This window comes from Bartonella sp. CM31XJBT, assembly GCF_028618555.1.
Taxonomy (GTDB): domain Bacteria; phylum Pseudomonadota; class Alphaproteobacteria; order Rhizobiales; family Rhizobiaceae; genus Bartonella.
Map to the genome: position 1 here is coordinate 23877 of NZ_JAQITD010000013.1, position 16875 is coordinate 40751.

At 37.1% G+C, this 16875-nt stretch carries 9 protein-coding genes; 5 read left to right on the forward strand and 4 right to left on the reverse strand.

The window, feature by feature from the left end:
- Positions 1-711: 711 nt before the first annotated feature.
- Positions 712-2505 (reverse strand): aspartate--tRNA ligase, encoded by a 1794-nt coding sequence (gene aspS, locus PVV63_RS06680; protein WP_273791187.1) that lies wholly within the window; start codon positions 2503-2505, stop codon positions 712-714.
- Between the two features lie 132 nt (positions 2506-2637).
- Here aspS and rnd point away from each other — a divergent pair, with 132 nt between their 5' ends.
- Positions 2638-3792, forward strand: coding sequence for a ribonuclease D (rnd, locus tag PVV63_RS06685; protein WP_273791188.1), 1155 nt, complete (start codon positions 2638-2640; stop codon positions 3790-3792).
- Between the two features lie 632 nt (positions 3793-4424).
- Complete coding sequence (locus PVV63_RS06690) at positions 4425-4610, forward strand: DNA-binding protein (protein ID WP_273791207.1); 186 nt, start codon at positions 4425-4427, stop codon at positions 4608-4610.
- A 271-nt stretch (positions 4611-4881) separates the two neighbouring features.
- Here PVV63_RS06690 and ppx read toward each other — a convergent pair whose 3' ends face one another.
- Together ppx and PVV63_RS06700 are read right to left on the reverse strand one after the other, a co-directional pair.
- Positions 4882-6399 carry an exopolyphosphatase gene (ppx, locus tag PVV63_RS06695; protein WP_273791189.1) on the reverse strand — a complete coding sequence of 506 codons (1518 nt, stop codon included), beginning with the start codon at positions 6397-6399 and terminating at the stop codon, positions 4882-4884.
- Between the two features lie 6 nt (positions 6400-6405).
- The gene (locus tag PVV63_RS06700) at positions 6406-8586 is read right to left on the reverse strand and encodes an RNA degradosome polyphosphate kinase (RefSeq protein WP_273791190.1); all 2181 of its coding nucleotides are present in this window, start codon (positions 8584-8586) and stop codon (positions 6406-6408) included.
- 326 nt (positions 8587-8912) lie between these two features.
- On the opposite strand from PVV63_RS06700, the gene PVV63_RS06705 reads away from it, so the two are divergent.
- Both PVV63_RS06705 and PVV63_RS06710 read left to right on the forward strand, forming a co-directional pair.
- The gene (locus PVV63_RS06705) at positions 8913-9161 is read left to right on the forward strand and encodes a zinc-finger domain-containing protein (RefSeq protein ID WP_273791191.1); all 249 of its coding nucleotides are present in this window, start codon (positions 8913-8915) and stop codon (positions 9159-9161) included.
- 52 nt (positions 9162-9213) lie between these two features.
- On the forward strand, positions 9214-10461 hold the full coding sequence (locus PVV63_RS06710) for an FAD-binding protein (protein ID WP_273791192.1): 1248 nt from the start codon (positions 9214-9216) through the stop codon (positions 10459-10461).
- A gap of 193 nt (positions 10462-10654) precedes the next feature.
- Here the strand turns inward: PVV63_RS06710 and dnaE are convergent, their stop codons facing one another.
- The gene (gene dnaE, locus PVV63_RS06715) at positions 10655-14122 is read right to left on the reverse strand and encodes a DNA polymerase III subunit alpha (protein ID WP_275065237.1); all 3468 of its coding nucleotides are present in this window, start codon (positions 14120-14122) and stop codon (positions 10655-10657) included.
- A 376-nt stretch (positions 14123-14498) separates the two neighbouring features.
- Between dnaE and recG the strand changes: the two genes are divergently transcribed.
- The gene (recG, locus tag PVV63_RS06720) at positions 14499-16607 is read left to right on the forward strand and encodes an ATP-dependent DNA helicase RecG (RefSeq protein WP_273791194.1); all 2109 of its coding nucleotides are present in this window, start codon (positions 14499-14501) and stop codon (positions 16605-16607) included.
- Positions 16608-16875: the final 268 nt, after the last annotated feature.

The window sequence follows — 16875 nt, forward strand, 5'->3', positions numbered from 1 at the left end:
ATCTTCTATGAGTCGACTTTTTTATTAAAAGTCAATTACATAAAAACAAACGCTGCAATTAGAACATGAACAGAAAATTATATCAATTTGAAAAATTTATACATGTCCGTCCCCCTTGTCCTAAGTAATTTATTGAAAGCTTTGTCAAATCCGACGATAATTAACTGCCTACAAAGAGTTATTTCATCCTTTCTGGAATGACAAAAGCACCTTTCAAACATCATCTTTTATTATAAAGATAAATTGTATAACAATCCCCTTCAGTTTTTCTATGAAAAACTAAAAAATATTCAAAACTTATGAAATTTAAACTTTTTAGAGTAAGTCCATAGAATGGAAAATCACATTATTTTCATAAAAACGAAGAGACACAATTCTCTGCTACAACGTTGTAAAAACTTCAATAAAAAATAAATAATATATTGACACATAAAGATAATTCATTTTTTTCAACTAAAATGAGACTCCCGAATATTATAGAGTTCTTTCATTTCTAATTTATTCATGATCAAGCAATCATAATCATTTCCTCACCTATCACAAGTGGAAGAGCCACTATAGAAACAAGGAATAAAAATGCCTCGTAAAGAATCAACACACTAGCGTTTTTACCTATCTAAATTTCACAAACAACCACACACACCGATAGCTCTTGAAAGGCATCAAAACTTCACTCTACGTAGAAAAGATGAAAACAATCCATTATCAACTTTATGAGCTATTTTTGTGAGTAGGAGCCATGCGGATTCCTAAATCACGTAATTGTGTAGGAGAAACATCAGACGGAGCACTCATCAAAAGATCAAGCGCCTGTTGATTCATAGGAAATAAAGCAACTTCACGCAAATTTTTAACACCTTGCAACAGCATAATGATGCGGTCAATTCCTGCAGCCATACCACCATGTGGTGGAGCCCCATAATGGAATGCACGATAAAGACCACCGAAACGATCTTTCACAACTTCCTTAGAAAGTCCTACAAGTTCAAAAACTTTAAGCATCATTTCTGGTAAGTGATTACGAATTCCACCTGATGCAATTTCATAACCATTGCAAACAAGATCATATTGAAAAGCTTTAATAGTAAGAGGATCTTGACAGGCAAGGGCATTTTCTCCCCCTTGAGGCATAGAAAAAGGATTATGTCCAAAATCAATCTTTTTTTCATCTTCATTCCATTCAAAAAATGGAAAATCAACAATCCACGCCAAAGAGAAACTATCTCTATCAAGAAGATCTAATTCTTCTCCTACCCTTGTGCGTGCGGCTCCGGCAAAAGATGAAAACTTTTTTGGATCGCCAGCTACAAAAAAACAGGCATCCCCACTTTCAAGCCCAAGCTGTATACGGATTGCTTCAGTCCTCTGTTCACCAATATTTTTGGCGATAGGCCCTGCTCCTTCAAATTTTCCTTCTTCTTCACGCCAAAAAATATAACCGAGCCCTGGTTGCCCCTCACCTTGTGCCCATACATTCATACGATCACAAAAAGCACGACTTCCACCCGTTTTAGCTGGAATAGCCCACACTTGAGCATTCTCATCATTCGCTAAAATTTGAGCAAAGACTTTGAAACCAGAATTATAAAAATGCTGAGAAACATCTTCCATAATGATCGGATTACGTAGATCAGGCTTATCAGAACCATATTTTTGCATTGCTTCATCATAGGAAATGCGAGGAAAGCTTTGTGTCACAGTCTTTCCATCTGCAAATTCTTCAAAAATAGAACGCATAATAGGTTCCATAGTTGCTAAAACATCTTCTTGCTCAACAAAACTCATTTCAACATCTAATTGATAAAATTCACCAGGAAGACGGTCGGCCCTTGGATCTTCATCTCTAAAACATGGAGCAATCTGAAAATAACGATCAAAACCTGACATCATCAACAATTGTTTATATTGCTGTGGCGCTTGCGGTAACGCATAAAATTTTCCCTGATGAACACGACTTGGAACCAAAAAATCACGCGCTCCTTCCGGCGATGAAGCTGTCAAAAGTGGCGTCGTAAATTCCGTAAAACCATTATTTTGCATAGCCCGTCTCATAGCCGCAATAATTTCAGTCCGACGCATGATATTTTTGTGCATAGTCTCCCGACGCAAATCAAGAAAACGATATTTTAATCGAATATCTTCTGGATAATCAGGCTCACCAAAAATCGGTAAAGGAAGCTCATCAGATTTCGAAAGAATTTCTACCTCTTGTGCAAAAATTTCAATCTCACCTGTTGGAAGCGTTGCATTAATAACCTCATCAGAACGTGCACACACCTCCCCATCCACACGAATAACCCATTCAGAACGCACTTTTTCAATAACTTTAAAAGCTGGTGAAGCAGGATCAGCAACAATTTGTGTGATTCCAAAATGATCACGTAAATCCACAAAAAGAATCCCTCCATGATCACGAACACGATGAACCCACCCCGAAAGACGAACTTGTGTTCCTACATCACATCTACGAAGAGCCGCACAATGATGACTGCGATAACGGTGCATGTTTTTTGCCTTTGATTATAATATTCACATGCGCTACAAACGCTTTTTAATAACCATTTGTCAAGATATGAGAATAAAAACTCAAAAATAAAGTCAATAAAGCACAAATTTAATTTATCGAATTATAATAAAATGATGAATCTTATTACACAAACAACAGATCTTGAAATTGCACTTAACGCTCTACGTACCTCTGATTTTGTAACAGTCGATACTGAGTTTATCCGCGAAACAACTTTTTGGCCTCAACTGTGTTTAATCCAGCTCGCATCACCAGATGTCACAGTTTTGATTGATCCCATAGCACCAGATATTGATTTACAACCTTTTTTTGACCTTATGATCGATAAAAAAGTTGTAAAAGTTTTTCATGCTGCGCGCCAAGATATTGAAACAATTTATCATCTTGGAGGTGTTATTCCTTCCCCTCTCTTTGATACGCAAATAGCAGGATCAATTTGTGGATTTGGTGATTCTATCTCCTATGATCAAATTGTACAACGCTGCACGGGGCATCATCTTGATAAATCCTCCCGCTTTACAGACTGGAGTTACCGCCCTTTGTCTGAAAAACAACTGCTCTATGCACTTGCCGATGTAACTTACTTAAGAGATGTTTACCTGTTATTGAAAAAAAGGTTAGAAAAAAATCAACGTGCTCACTGGATGGACGATGAAATAACAATCCTTTTAAATCCTAAAACCTATGATATGCCAGAAGATGAAGCATGGAAAAAAGTGAAAGGAAAAATTAAAAAGCCACGTGAACTTGCTGTATTACAAAAGATAGCAGCTTGGCGGGAACGTGAAGCACGAAAATACAATATGCCACGTCGTCATATCATAAAAGATGAATGTCTTATAGAAATAGCAACCCAACAACCAAAAGATGAATCTGCATTAAAGCGGTTGCGCAGTCTTAATAAGAACTGGGATAAACTCTCAATTTCTCAATCATTAATCAAAGCTGTCCACGAAGGATTAGAGGTGGATCTTTCTACTTTACCCCCCATTCCTAAACATAATCCACTCAATGATACGACGGCCGCTGTTATCGATCTACTCAAAGTGTTATTAAAAATTGTTGCAAATGAAAACAGCATTGCCCCTAAAATTATTGCAACATCTAATGATTTAGAAAAAATTGCCAATGGAGGAATAAAGAAAAATATTCCCGCTATGAATGGCTGGCGCTATGAAATATTTGGTCAAAAAGCCGAACAACTGCTAAAGGGCCAGATAGGATTTTACTTTAACGATGGAAAAATAAGCACAAAACAGCTTTAATTTACATTTTTATTTTAAAAATCCATTAATCTACATCAATTGGTATGCCCTATAGGCCAACGCAAATAGGATAAATAAAACCTACTTCTGACAAAGTTAAAAACTTGAATAGTAAACTCTTATTAAAATGACAGATAAATCTTTATTAGATCAATCAAATAGCAATCTTATTAAGAAAATCTAAAAAAACAGACAGCTCCTCATTTAAAAGTTTTAAAAAGAAAAAGCTCTGATAATAAAAGCGTATTCATTACAAAAATAATAGCCTAGCAATCGGAACAAACAAAGATATAATGCCTCACGTCACCATATCGTATTAAAAAAACTACCGAGATTGCAATCTAACAATCAAAAACGATCCAGCATAACAACTAACATACCTAACAAAGGCAATATATTTATTTATAAAGATAATCTAGCGTTATTTATATTAAATTAGCCCCCGAATATCGTAAGTTTCTCTCATTCCATCTCAATAAGACTCATAAAGTTTTACATAAGAAATTATATTATAAAGCTCTGTTTTTTATAGATTAAACACCTTTCAAAGGATTCAAAAATCATGGTTAATAAATAGTTATGATTTATTTTTATTTTTTATAGTGGAAGGATTTTATAATAACTGAAATGATATTCTTTTGACAGACCGTGAAAGTGCAAAACTGTTTCATATGAGTATTTCAACATTCCAGCGTCATGTAACCAATGGATCTCTTCCAAAACCTTTAAAGTTTTGTTTTTTATCGCGTTGGTTACAATCGAATCTTATCAAGATAATCGAGCAAGCTAAACAGAAACGTTATAACGACGCAGCATAAAAGAAAACCTTTTCACGTAAAAATGGACAAGGCTTTTCATTTTCACATGAAGCTTATGAAGTGAAAAATCCATCCTGTGACGCAAATAACAGAATAAAAAATTATGTTTTCTTTTATGAATGCTCAGGGCATTACAAATGCCTTGCATGGAGTCTGGCTTGGGCGTTATGGAACAAGTCCTATTGTCCAGCTCGTGATGATAGATTGCCTAGTTTATCCCTTGTCAATGGCCCTATTATAAGACATAAAACACGAATAAATTAGAAAAAAATCAAAAAATTTCAAAAGCGAGAGGTTGTTTTATTATTTTTGATAACTTCTGTAATCGTCCAAGAGGACGTTCTCCTAATAACCCAGCGTAATTCTTTGGGATCTGCAGGATAATATGATCTGCTTTTTTATGCCACAATAAATGAGGTAAAATTCCTGCAACAGAAGCACTAAAAAGATGAGCAATACGCATAGTTTCGCCAAGAATACGTGCTTTTTCAATTATATTTTGAGTTGCTAATTGAAAAATGGGAAGAGATTCTTTATCAACCAATAAACTCGTATTGCGAAAAAAAACAGCAAGCGCTGCATAAAGGCGCCCTTCATGAGAAATTCCTGGATAAGATCCTAAAGCTATTTGATTTGCTGCTTCATTGCCTCGATAATCTGGATGTATACGCCAACCAATATCTGCAAGAAGACAAGCGGCTTGACGATAACGGCATTCATTTTCGGTTTCTGAAATTCCAAAAACTTCAAAAGCATTCGTCGTAAAATCAATGAGTTCTTCTGCTTGTTTTGGTGAACGTGCCCGTAAAATAGCCATTTCTGTGCATGCTGCAATGAGAGGATCTGAAAGCCGAATCGCCTGCGGCAAACGTGAATAAAGAAAACCTTCACGAACGCCAGCACCAGAAAAGATTATCTTTTCAAACTCCATACACTGAATGAGTTCAATAAGAACTATTGCCCCATAAGATAAAAGTTTTCGACGATTCTGAGAAACCGCTGCAATCCCTCTCATATTATCAATATTGCCACGTGCTACAAGACGTAAAAAGTTCTCCATTTCAACGGCATCAACTTCATAGCCATGCATAACAGGGAGCCGATAGTGTTTCATTGCCATATGGAGTTTTGCCAAATTACGCCATGTCCCCCCTACTGCATAAAAATAACGTGCTATACCTTTACGAGTACGAACAACAGACGATTTATAAAATTGCTCATGTACAATTTTTGTAGCTACAGCACTATCATTATTTGACATATACTGTAGCCTTAAACCACCCAATGGAAGAGTTATCCCTTCACCAACATCAGAATGATCAATATCAATCAGCTCAAGACTTCCACCACCAAGATCCCCAGAAATACCTTTTGGTTGATAAAAAGTAGACACAACTCCATATGCTGAATACATAGCTTCTTCACTTCCTGAAAGAAGATATATTTTATTTTGCAAAATATCTTCAGCATGCTGAATAAATGCTACGCCATTCTGTGCATCTCGTGCTGCTGCTGTTGCTAAAGTATAGACCTCATCTGCCCCAATCTGTCGACAAAGCGTACGAAACCGTTTCAGTGTTTGCAACGCCATTTTCATCGATTTTTCTTCTAAAAATCCCGTTTTTGCCACACCATGACCGAGACCACAAAGAATCTTTTCATTAAACAAAACTGTTGGTGATCGAACAAGCCCCTCATAAATAACCAACCGAACAGAATTTGAGCCAATGTCAATAACAGCAACAGGCTTACACCCTTTTAACCGACCTTGAGCATCTCTATATGTCATTGGATTTCAGTCTTTATGTATTTCGGCTTGTTGCCGATGCAACGCAACCAAGCGCGAAACAGAAGACTCAAAAGACTCATTTTCCCCCGCAAAACTTGTATTGGCCATAAAATACTCCTGCGCATTAAATAGACTTTCACCTATCTGCGGTGTAATACGTTTTGATGTTCCATCCTTAAGTATATCAAAGCTTTGTTGATTATCAATGATATTAGCTAACATAATCTGTAAAAGAATTTTTTGACGGACTATTTTATTAAAAACTGGAACCAATATTTCAATACGATAGTCCAGATTACGAGGCATCATATCAGCAGAGCCTAAGTAAACGATTGCATTTTCATTAGGCAAATCTTGACCATTCCCAAAACAAAAAATGCGACTATGTTCAAGAAAACGCCCGACAATTGATTTTACACGAATATTATCCGAAATTCCTAGAATACCAGGACGTAAACAACATATCCCCCGCACAACCAAATCAATTTGCACCCCTGCTTGACTAGCACGATATAAAGCATCAATAATTTCAGGATCTACCAATGCATTAACTTTCATCCAAATAGCAGCAAACCTTCCCTGTTGTGCGTAAACAATTTCTTCCTCAATATGCTCTAAGATACGACCACGCAATGTTAAGGGTGAAAAAGCAATCTTCATTGTTTCATTTGGACGCTCATATTGCGCAATATAATTGAACAATAACGCAACATCATGAGCGATATCATCATCTGTGGAAAAAAAAGAAAGATCGGTATAAGTTTTAGCGTTAATGGGATGATAATTTCCTGTCCCAAGATGAACATAAGAGCAAAGACGTTTTCCCTCACGTCTCACAACCAATGACATCTTAGCATGCGTTTTTAATGCAATAAAACCAAAAATAACTTGAACCCCAGCACATTCAAGATCTCGGGCCCAACGAATATTTGCTTCCTCATCAAAACGTGCTTTAAGTTCTACCAAAGCAGTCACAGACTTTCCCTGTTCAGCTGCTTCAATCAAAGCGCCAACAATTGGACTATCATTTGATGTACGATAAAGTGTTTGTTTGATTTCCACAACATCAGGATCGCAAGCAGCTTGACGTAAAAATTGGACAACAACATCAAATGTCTCATAGGGGTGATGAATCACAATATCATTTTCACGAATAGCCGCAAAACAATCCCCTTTATGTTTACGAATACATTCTGGAACACGAGAAATATAAGGAATAAATTTGAGATCATCACGAGGAATAGAAACAATTTCTGATACCGTATTAAGCGCTAAAAATCCATCAAGAACATTAATACAATTATCAGGAACAGCGAGACTATTCGCTATAAATTGACGTAAACTCTCTGGCATTTTTGCGTCAAACTCAACTCGAATAACCTGCCCACGGCGCCGCCTTTTAAGAGCAATTTCAAAAAAGTGAACAAGATCCTCAGCTTCTTCTTCTACTTCAATATCGCTATCTCGGATTACTCTAAATGTACCAATTCCTTTAACCTCATAGTTAGGAAATACATGTTTAATAAAAAGGCAAATAACATCTTCAGATGCAATAAAACGAAAATGATTGCCTTCTTGAGGAAGAAGAATAAAACGCCTTAAAAGCATTGAAATAGACAACAACACTGTGTGTGAGTTCTGATCAGTTTCTCCAGACAATTGAAGCGCAATAGAAAGCCCTAAATTAGGAATAAATGGAAAAGGATGAGTAGAATCAACAGGCAAAGGTTTTAAAACAGGAAAAATTGTCTCAAGAAAATATTTTTCAAGCCATAATTTTTCAATTTCTGAAAGATCATCAGAACAAATAATTTCAATATCATTCTTTTTTAATTCATCACGTAAAACATTCAATTCTCGTAGTTGGTGAGCCTGCAGCTTTAAAATCTCAGCTAATACAATATCAAGTTGTTCCTGTGGAGTGTGCCCATCTGCACTGCACGCTGTAACGCGAGCACGAATTTGAGCTGCTAGTCCTGCAACACGAACCATAAAAAACTCATCAAGATTTGCAGCTGAAATAGAAAGAAATTGTAGACGTTCTAATAAAGGATGTTTCGAATTAGCCGCTTCCATCAAAACACGATTATTAAATTGTAGCCATGAAAACTCTCGATTAATAAACCGTACCGGATTTTTCATTGTTATATTCGATATAGAAATTTTATTTACCACCCTCTGTTCCATATATCCTAAATAATTTTCTTTTATATTTTCTAAAATCCTTGACGAAATATCTCACATAACATTTGATAATATGTTATCATCATAATAATATATCAATGCTTAACTTCCCTCATCATTTTTCCATTTAATATTTAAAAATACTTGGAATTATTGCTATGCGCAAAGCACTAAAAGCTAAGACAACTATTCTAATATAGCATAAAAGAAGAGAAATTTGTCTTAAAAAGCATCTTGCATTATTATACGCTTTATTACAAACTCACGCCTATAAAATAGAAGAGCCCAATCATAGCTGATGAGAAAATTTATTCTGGAGTTTGTATGCCATGGCTGATCACAATATTCCTCATTTCCAAAATGACCTTGGATATAAAACAATCGAAATTGGTGTGAAAGAATTTATGTGTGTAGGAGCTACACAACCATTCGATCATCCTCATATCTTTATCGACATGGGAACAGCAGATGAGAAAATTTGCCCTTACTGCTCAACCCTTTATCGTTATGTTCCCTCGCTATCATACGATCAAACAAACCCAACAGGATGCTTATATAATCCAGAAAAGCTATTATAATTGCGTTTTTTGGCTTTCTTAATAACCCCTCTTTTAATTCTGCTTGTTTAATATGAAATCATTTGTGGAACAGTCACCCATCATCGTTGGAGGAGGAATTGCTGGTTTAAGCACTGCTTTAGCACTCGCTCATAAAGGAATTGCAAGCACCATTATCGAAAAGTGTAAGCAACTTGAAACGATAGGCGCTGGTATTCAACTGACACCAAATGCAACATCTATTCTTGCTCGCTGGAAACTTCTTAACAAACTCACTGAAGTCGCGACAATCCCATATTTTCTTGAGTTAAAAGATGGATTATCTTTAAAAATACATCTACGGGCTCATCTTATTAATCTAACAGAAAAATATTGGAAAGCCCCTTATATGACGATTCACCGCGCGGCTTTACAAAAAATTTTATATAATGCAGTGATTGAAAATCCTTTGATCAAATACAAAGCAGGCGAAACGATTGTATCTTCTACCCAATCTGCAACCAACATTAAAATCACGACAATAAAAACAGATACGGCAACAGAACAGCTTCATTCAACGCCCCTCCTGATCGGATGTGATGGCGTTTGGTCAACATTACGGCAACAATCTCCTTTTCATGAAAAAGCAAATTTTAGTGGCTTTATTGCTTGGCGTGCAACAACAACATTTGATAACCTTCCTCAAAACTTTCGTTCTTCATTGCAAAATATGAAGACAATTACGGCTTGGATGGGACCAAAAAATCATCTTGTTGTCTACCCCATTCAATCATCAGAAAAAATTTTTAATTTTGTCGCCATTACGCATGGAGAAAATTCAAAAGAAGGATGGGCCCATAAAGGAAATAAAGAAAAACTCAAATCTCTTTTTAAAGATTGGAATTCAAAAATCTTACAAATTTTTGATCATATTGATGAATGGAGTTATTGGCCACTCTTTCAAATGAAACAAAATCGTTTTATCGGTTTAGAGAGACAAGTATTTGTTGGCGATTGCGCACATGCTACCTTACCTTTTGCAGCACAGGGTGCCGCTATGGCAATCGAAGATGCTGCCACATTAGCAAAAGCACTTTCATTGAAAGATTTTTCATTAACGAAAGCACTTTCGCTTTACGAAACAACACGCACACCCCGTATTGCAGCAGTAAAAAAACGCGGAGATTTCAATAGATTAGCCTATCATGCAACCGGTCCCATAGCAATTGCACGCAATCTCATGATGAAAATTCGTACACCAGAGAGCATTATGTCAGATCTCAATTGGCTTTACATGTATGATGCGATGAATTCTATAAAAAATAATGATAAAAACTTATAAAATCCTTCCGACACTTTGAATATTACGAAAGAACGAGATTTTTTTTAATTTTATGACACTAAAAAAATATCATAATTTACTCAAATAAAAGCAATATTTTTCGAAACCTACAATCCGATTTTAAAAGCTCCATTTTTAGCTCTCCTAAAAGCAAAAACACCACTCAAAATCAGCTCCCATCTTTAATCTTTCTTTAACTCAATTCTACATCAACAACACCCTGAATTAATTTCATAGCATTTGCGACATGTGAATTTACCTTATATCGCTTAGGAAGCGCAATTTCGACTTCTCGCAATCCATCCTCTTGAATTAAAATAAGCCCCACCTCTCCATTCCCCCCAAGATTTAAGTTTTGTTCAATTTGTGGAAGCATATCAACTGTTTTTATAAAGAGACGCATCATTTTATGCTGTTGTAATGATTCATTTTCCAAAGACTGAATTGTTTCAATTCGCAAACTAACTCCTTCAGAACGATTTTCTGCGCTCACCGTAATAATAAAAGATTTTCCGGGTTCTAGCATCTCTTCATAATCCGAGAGTGCCTCAGAAAAGAGAACTGCTTCATATTGTCCACTTGTATCAGAAAAATGAATAATTCCCATTTTTTTACCAGATTTTGTTTTGCGCACGTTTTTTGCCACAACAGTTCCAGCAAGCCGTGCAGCCGTTGCTCCCCCTTTAACGGCATTGGCAAAATTACCCCAAGTCTGAATGCGTTTTTTGTTTAGAATAGCTTGATACTCCTCCAAAGGATGCGCAGAAAAGTAAAAACCTATAGCTTGAAATTCTCGATAAAGTTTCTCAGCCGGCAACCAAGGGGTTGTTTGCGATAAAATCAATGGTTCTTTTAATCCGCCTGCCATTCCAAATATATCAACCTGCCCGCTAGAATTGTCATCGAGAATACGAAGTGCACGCGCATGAAGGGTTCCAAGATTGGCTAATAAAACCTCACGTGCAATGTTAAAACAATCAAAAGCACCAGCACAAACTAAACTTTCCATCGCACGCTTATTAACAATACGAGGATCAACACGCGCACAAAAATCTTCCAAATCCTTAAAAATCTTATTCCCACGACAAGAAACAATATGATCTACAACAGTTTCTCCCACACCTTTAATGGCAGCAAGAGAATAATAAATACAGTTATCACCAACCTCAAAAACACGATGAGATGTTTGTATAGAAGGTGCAATAACTTCAATACCCAACCTTAATGCTTCACGCCGAAAATCATTGAGCTTATCTGTATTCGTCATATCATATGTCATTGAAGCAGCTAAAAACTCAACGGGATAGTTTGCTTTCATATAAGCCGTTTGGTAAGAAACAATTGCATAAGCAGCAGCATGCGATTTATTAAAACCATAATCGGCAAATTTTGCTAAAAGATCAAAGATAATATCAGCTTGATCTTTATCCACGCCACCTGCAACAGCTCCATTGACAAAACGCGTACGCTGTTTTTGCATTTCAGCATGAATTTTTTTCCCCATAGCACGACGTAATAAATCAGCTTCTCCAAGCGAATAACCAGCAAGAACCTGAGCAATCTGCATCACCTGTTCTTGATAAACAATCACACCTTGTGTTTCTTTGATCAGATGATCTATTTTAGGATGAATAGAAGCAATTTCCTCTTCCCCATGTTTGCGTGCATTATAGGTTGGAATATTCTCCATTGGACCTGGACGATAAAGTGCGACCAGCGCAATAATATCTTCAATACGGTCTGGCTTCATTCCAATCAACGCCTTGCGCATACCAGAACTTTCCACCTGAAACACACCAACCGTTTCACCACGTGCCATCATAGCGTAGGTTGCTTCATCATTCAGAGGAATATTTGATAAATCTATTTTAATCCCCTTTCTGGCAACAAAATCGACTGCCATTTTCAAAACAGTAAGCGTTTTTAATCCAAGAAAATCAAATTTTACCAGCCCCGCCTGTTCCACATATTTCATGTTAAATTGTGTAACAGGCATATCAGAACGAGGATCACGATACATCGGGACAAGCTCCCAAAGTGGACGATCTCCGATAACAATCCCAGCAGCATGAGTTGAAGCATGACGATAAAGTCCCTCCAACTGAAGTGCTATATCTAATGCGCGGCCAACAACGGGATCTTTTTTCTTTTCCTCTTCAAATTTAGGTTCATCCTTAATAGCATCAGCCAATTCTACCTGACTTCCTGGCGTGGCAGGAATTAATTTTGTAAGATAATCCACCTGACGATAAGGAACTTCTAAAACACGCCCCACATCACGCAAAACTGCACGCGCCTGTAACTTACCAAAGGTAATAATTTGAGCAACTTGATCACGTCCATATTTTTTTTGAACATATTGAATAACTTCTTCGCGCCGCTCTTGACAAAAGTCGATATCAAAATCTGGCATCGAAACACGATCTGGGTTGAGAAAACGTTCAAAGAGAAGAGAAAACCGTAAAGGATCAACATCAGTAATCGTCAATGCATAAGCAACAAGTGAACCAGCACCAGAACCCCGTCCTGGTCCAACGGGAATATCATGAACCTTTGCCCATTTTATGAAATCTGAAACGATAAGAAAATATCCAGAAAATTGCATACGCGTAATAACTGAAATTTCATAATCAAGCCGCTGTTCATAATCTGCAATCGTATACCCTTCAGCCAACCCTATTGTTTCAAGCCGCATCTTAAAACCAGCTTTAGCCTGATTTAACAACTCACTATCTTCTATTTCTAAAGTAGTTTCTGAATTAGCAGATTGTTCTATAAAACGAGGCAATATCGGTTTTCGAAGAGGCGTGGCAATATGACAACGCAATGCAATTTCAACACTATTTTCCAAAGCTTCTGGAAGATCAGAAAACAGTGTAACCATTTCATCTTGTGACTTCAAATAATGATCTGGCGTCACACGTTTGCGATCTGGATTAGAGACGATTTGTCCTTCTGAAACAGCCATCAGCGCATCATGGGCTTCATATCCTTCTCTTTTCAGAAAAAAAGCTTCATTTGTTGCAACAAGAGGAATTTCATGCGCATAAGCCAATTCAATAAGATCAGCTTCTACTCTCTGATCATAAGAGCCATGCCGTTGTAACTCCACATAAAGACGATCAGCAAAAGATTTTTTCAAATAAATTAAGCGCTCAACAGCATGTTCTTTTTTCTCTTCTGCCAAAGAAAGATTAATAGGTCCTCCCTTTCCTCCCGTTAAAGCGATTATTCCTTCACTGTGTTCTGACAACCAATCAGCTTTAATATGAGGAGGATCAGTATCACATTTATCAAGATAAGCACGGCTAACAAGACGAACCAAATGAGCATAACCAGTTTTGCTAGCAGCCAAAAGAACAATAGAGCAGAAATCAGAAGAATTACGCCATTTAGCCAAACGTGAATGATCATTTTCATCACGAAAGTCAACAGCAAGCTGACAACCAATAATAGGTTGGACCCCATGAGAAAGACAATGCTGTGAAAATTCCAAAGCACCAAATAAATTATTGGTATCGGTAATAGCAACCGCTGGTGCATGATCTGAAATCGCCTGTTGAATAATTTGGGGGATTTTTAAAGCCCCCTCGAGCAAGGAATAAGCTGAATGCACTCTCAAATGAATAAAGCGAGGAAGAGAATTTTTGTTCTCTTGCATTTTATTTTTTACCACTCTCACAATTTCCCACTACAAAATCAATGCTAAACAGCACCCCTTATAAAAGAAAAAACTTCTGTTTATCATAACTTTAAAGCTATAAATTCATCATCATACATAGGAGAAATATCCCAATTTTATTAATATTTATAAGAGAGTTCTATCAAGAAAATGCTTCTATTCACAGCAAATAAACACCTAAAATAAAAAGAAAAACAATATACCTCATCTAAGCACTTTAATTTTTGACCCTTTAATTGTATTTTTCTTCCTAAAGTTCAATGTGTAAATAAAGCAACCTCCTCTTTATGACGTTATCCCCAAAAAGCTCTTCTAAAGGTCTAGAAAAAACAAAAAGGGCAGGTTAAATTTGCTCATGCCTCCAAGTCTTCTTACCCCTCTTTTTAATTCTATTCGAACTCTTTCTGGTATTACACCTAAAGTCTATGGTTTATTGACCAAACTCTTAGATGTTAATCCTACACAACGCGAAGCAACCCTTATTGACCTTCTTCAATTAATGCCCCATTCCGTTATAGACCGCAGAATGCGTCCCAGCATTGCTTGTGCAAAAGAAGGAGATACTGTTACGCTCGAAATTATCATCGATCAACATCAATCACCACCCCGTGGTCACAACCGAATTCCCTATCGAGTTATTGCCCATGATCACACAGGAAAAATAAATTTAGTCTTTTTTCATGCTCAACCTCTTTGGCTAAAAAAACAACTCCCCGAAGGAAAAAAAGTCATTATATCAGGAAAAGTTGAATGGTTTAATGGACAGCTTTCAATGGCGCATCCAGACTATATTGCCCCAAGCGAACAATCAAATCAGATACCTCTCATCGAACCTGTCTATCCCTCTACTGCAGGACTAGCTGCAAAGACACTAAGACGCGCCATACAAAACGCTCTTGATTTTGTTCCTCTCCTCCCAGAATGGATAGATGAAAATGTAAAAAAGCAGCAAAATTTTTCTTCTTTTTCTGTTGCTTTACGCCGTATCCATGCGCCCATTAACCCCGACGATCTATCCTTAGAAAGTACAGCACGCAAACGTCTTGCCTATGATGAATTGCTCGCTTGTCAATTGGCACTAGGACTCGTGCGTTTGAAAACTAAATCTCTTGTTGGCACTTCTCGACCATCAACAGGAATTTATACTAAAAAATTGCTCAATATCCTCCCCTTTCAACTCACAACCGGACAAAAAAAAGCAGTAGAAGATATCGCAAATGATCTTGCTTCACCAGAACCGATGCTAAGACTACTTCAAGGTGATGTAGGCGCAGGAAAAACTGTTGTTGCATTGATGGCAATGGCACAAATTGCTGAAAATTCAGGACAATCAGCTTTAATGGCACCAACCGAAGTGCTTGCCAGGCAACATTTTGCCACCATCGCTCCTCTTGCCGAAAAGGTCGGATTACAAACAACCCTTTTAACAGGACGAGAAAAAGGGAAGTTGAGGACAAATATCGTGAATGATATTCTGTCAGGTCAAGTTTCTATTGTCATCGGAACCCATGCTCTCATACAAAACAGCGTTACTTATAATAATCTCGCTTTAACCATTATCGATGAACAACACCGTTTTGGTGTCCATCAACGTATCGCTCTTACAGAAAAAGGCAATAAAGCTGATATGCTGGTTATGACCGCCACGCCCATTCCGCGCACACTCGTCTTAACAGCTTTTGGTGATATGGATGTCTCTAAAATTACCGAAAAACCAATGGGACGACAACCCATTACAACAGCAACGCTTTCTTTGAAACGTCTTCATGAGCTTATAGAGAGAATCGCAATTGCATTAGAAAAAGGAGAAAAGCTCTATTGGATTTGTCCTTTAGTAGAGGAATCGACAGCTCTTGATCTCACTTCAATTGAAAACCGCTTTGCATTTCTCCATGAGCGCTTTGGAGCACACGTTGGTATGATCCATGGAAAAATGTCTACAGCAGAAAAAGAAGCCGCTATGGCATCTTTTAAATGTGGAAATACACGTATTTTAGTTGCAACCACCGTCATTGAAGTGGGAGTAGATATTCCAGATGCTTCGATCATTATCATCGAACACGCGGAACATTTTGGCCTTTCACAATTGCACCAATTACGTGGACGTGTAGGACGAGGCGATAAAAAATCTTCCTGCATTTTGCTCTATAAAGATCCACTGACTAAAACAGCAGCAACACGCCTTAATATTATCCGCAATACAGAAGATGGTTTTGAAATTGCTGAAAAAGATTGGCGCCTACGAGGCGAAGGAGAACTTTTAGGTACAAAACAATCCGGAGTCCCTGAATTTCATATAGCAAACCTTGCAGTTCATAGCGATCTTTTGTCAATGGCAAGAAAAGATGCTCGTTTATTTTTACAACGCGATCCTCATCTTTCTTCTGAGCAAGGACAAGCTTTACGGTTGCTCCTTTATCTTTTCGGACACAACGATGCTGCACGCCTCTTACGAGCAGGATAACAAAGACCCTCTAATAAAAAACTTAAATACCTCTCTGTTCAAATATGGTTTTCTCTCTTAGAATTACCCATAAATGATCTACGCAGTCTCTTAGCATCTTTATGCTTCATGAACGAATAACAAATCAACAGCACTATCTTCTCTCTCAATCTGAATTATTCTTGCATTAAAACAGTAGAAGCAATATTGCGTCTTTTTCTACCATTATATTCACATAACTGATCTATTTTTTGATAGGTAAGAAAATATTTTTCGTTTTATCGTAAAG

Excerpts from the sequence above, each read along its gene's own strand:
- aspS (WP_273791187.1), bottom strand. The coding sequence starts at position 2,505 with ATGCACCGTTATCGCAGTCATCATTGTGCGGCTCTTCGTAGATGTGAT.
- rnd (WP_273791188.1), top strand. The coding sequence starts at position 2,638 with ATGATGAATCTTATTACACAAACAACAGATCTTGAAATTGCACTTAAC.
- ppx (WP_273791189.1), bottom strand. The coding sequence starts at position 6,399 with ATGACATATAGAGATGCTCAAGGTCGGTTAAAAGGGTGTAAGCCTGTT.
- PVV63_RS06700 (WP_273791190.1), bottom strand. The coding sequence starts at position 8,586 with ATGGAACAGAGGGTGGTAAATAAAATTTCTATATCGAATATAACAATG.
- PVV63_RS06705 (WP_273791191.1), top strand. The coding sequence starts at position 8,913 with ATGGCTGATCACAATATTCCTCATTTCCAAAATGACCTTGGATATAAA.
- PVV63_RS06710 (WP_273791192.1), top strand. The coding sequence starts at position 9,214 with ATGAAATCATTTGTGGAACAGTCACCCATCATCGTTGGAGGAGGAATT.
- dnaE (WP_275065237.1), bottom strand. The coding sequence starts at position 14,122 with ATGCAAGAGAACAAAAATTCTCTTCCTCGCTTTATTCATTTGAGAGTG.
- recG (WP_273791194.1), top strand. The coding sequence starts at position 14,499 with ATGCCTCCAAGTCTTCTTACCCCTCTTTTTAATTCTATTCGAACTCTT.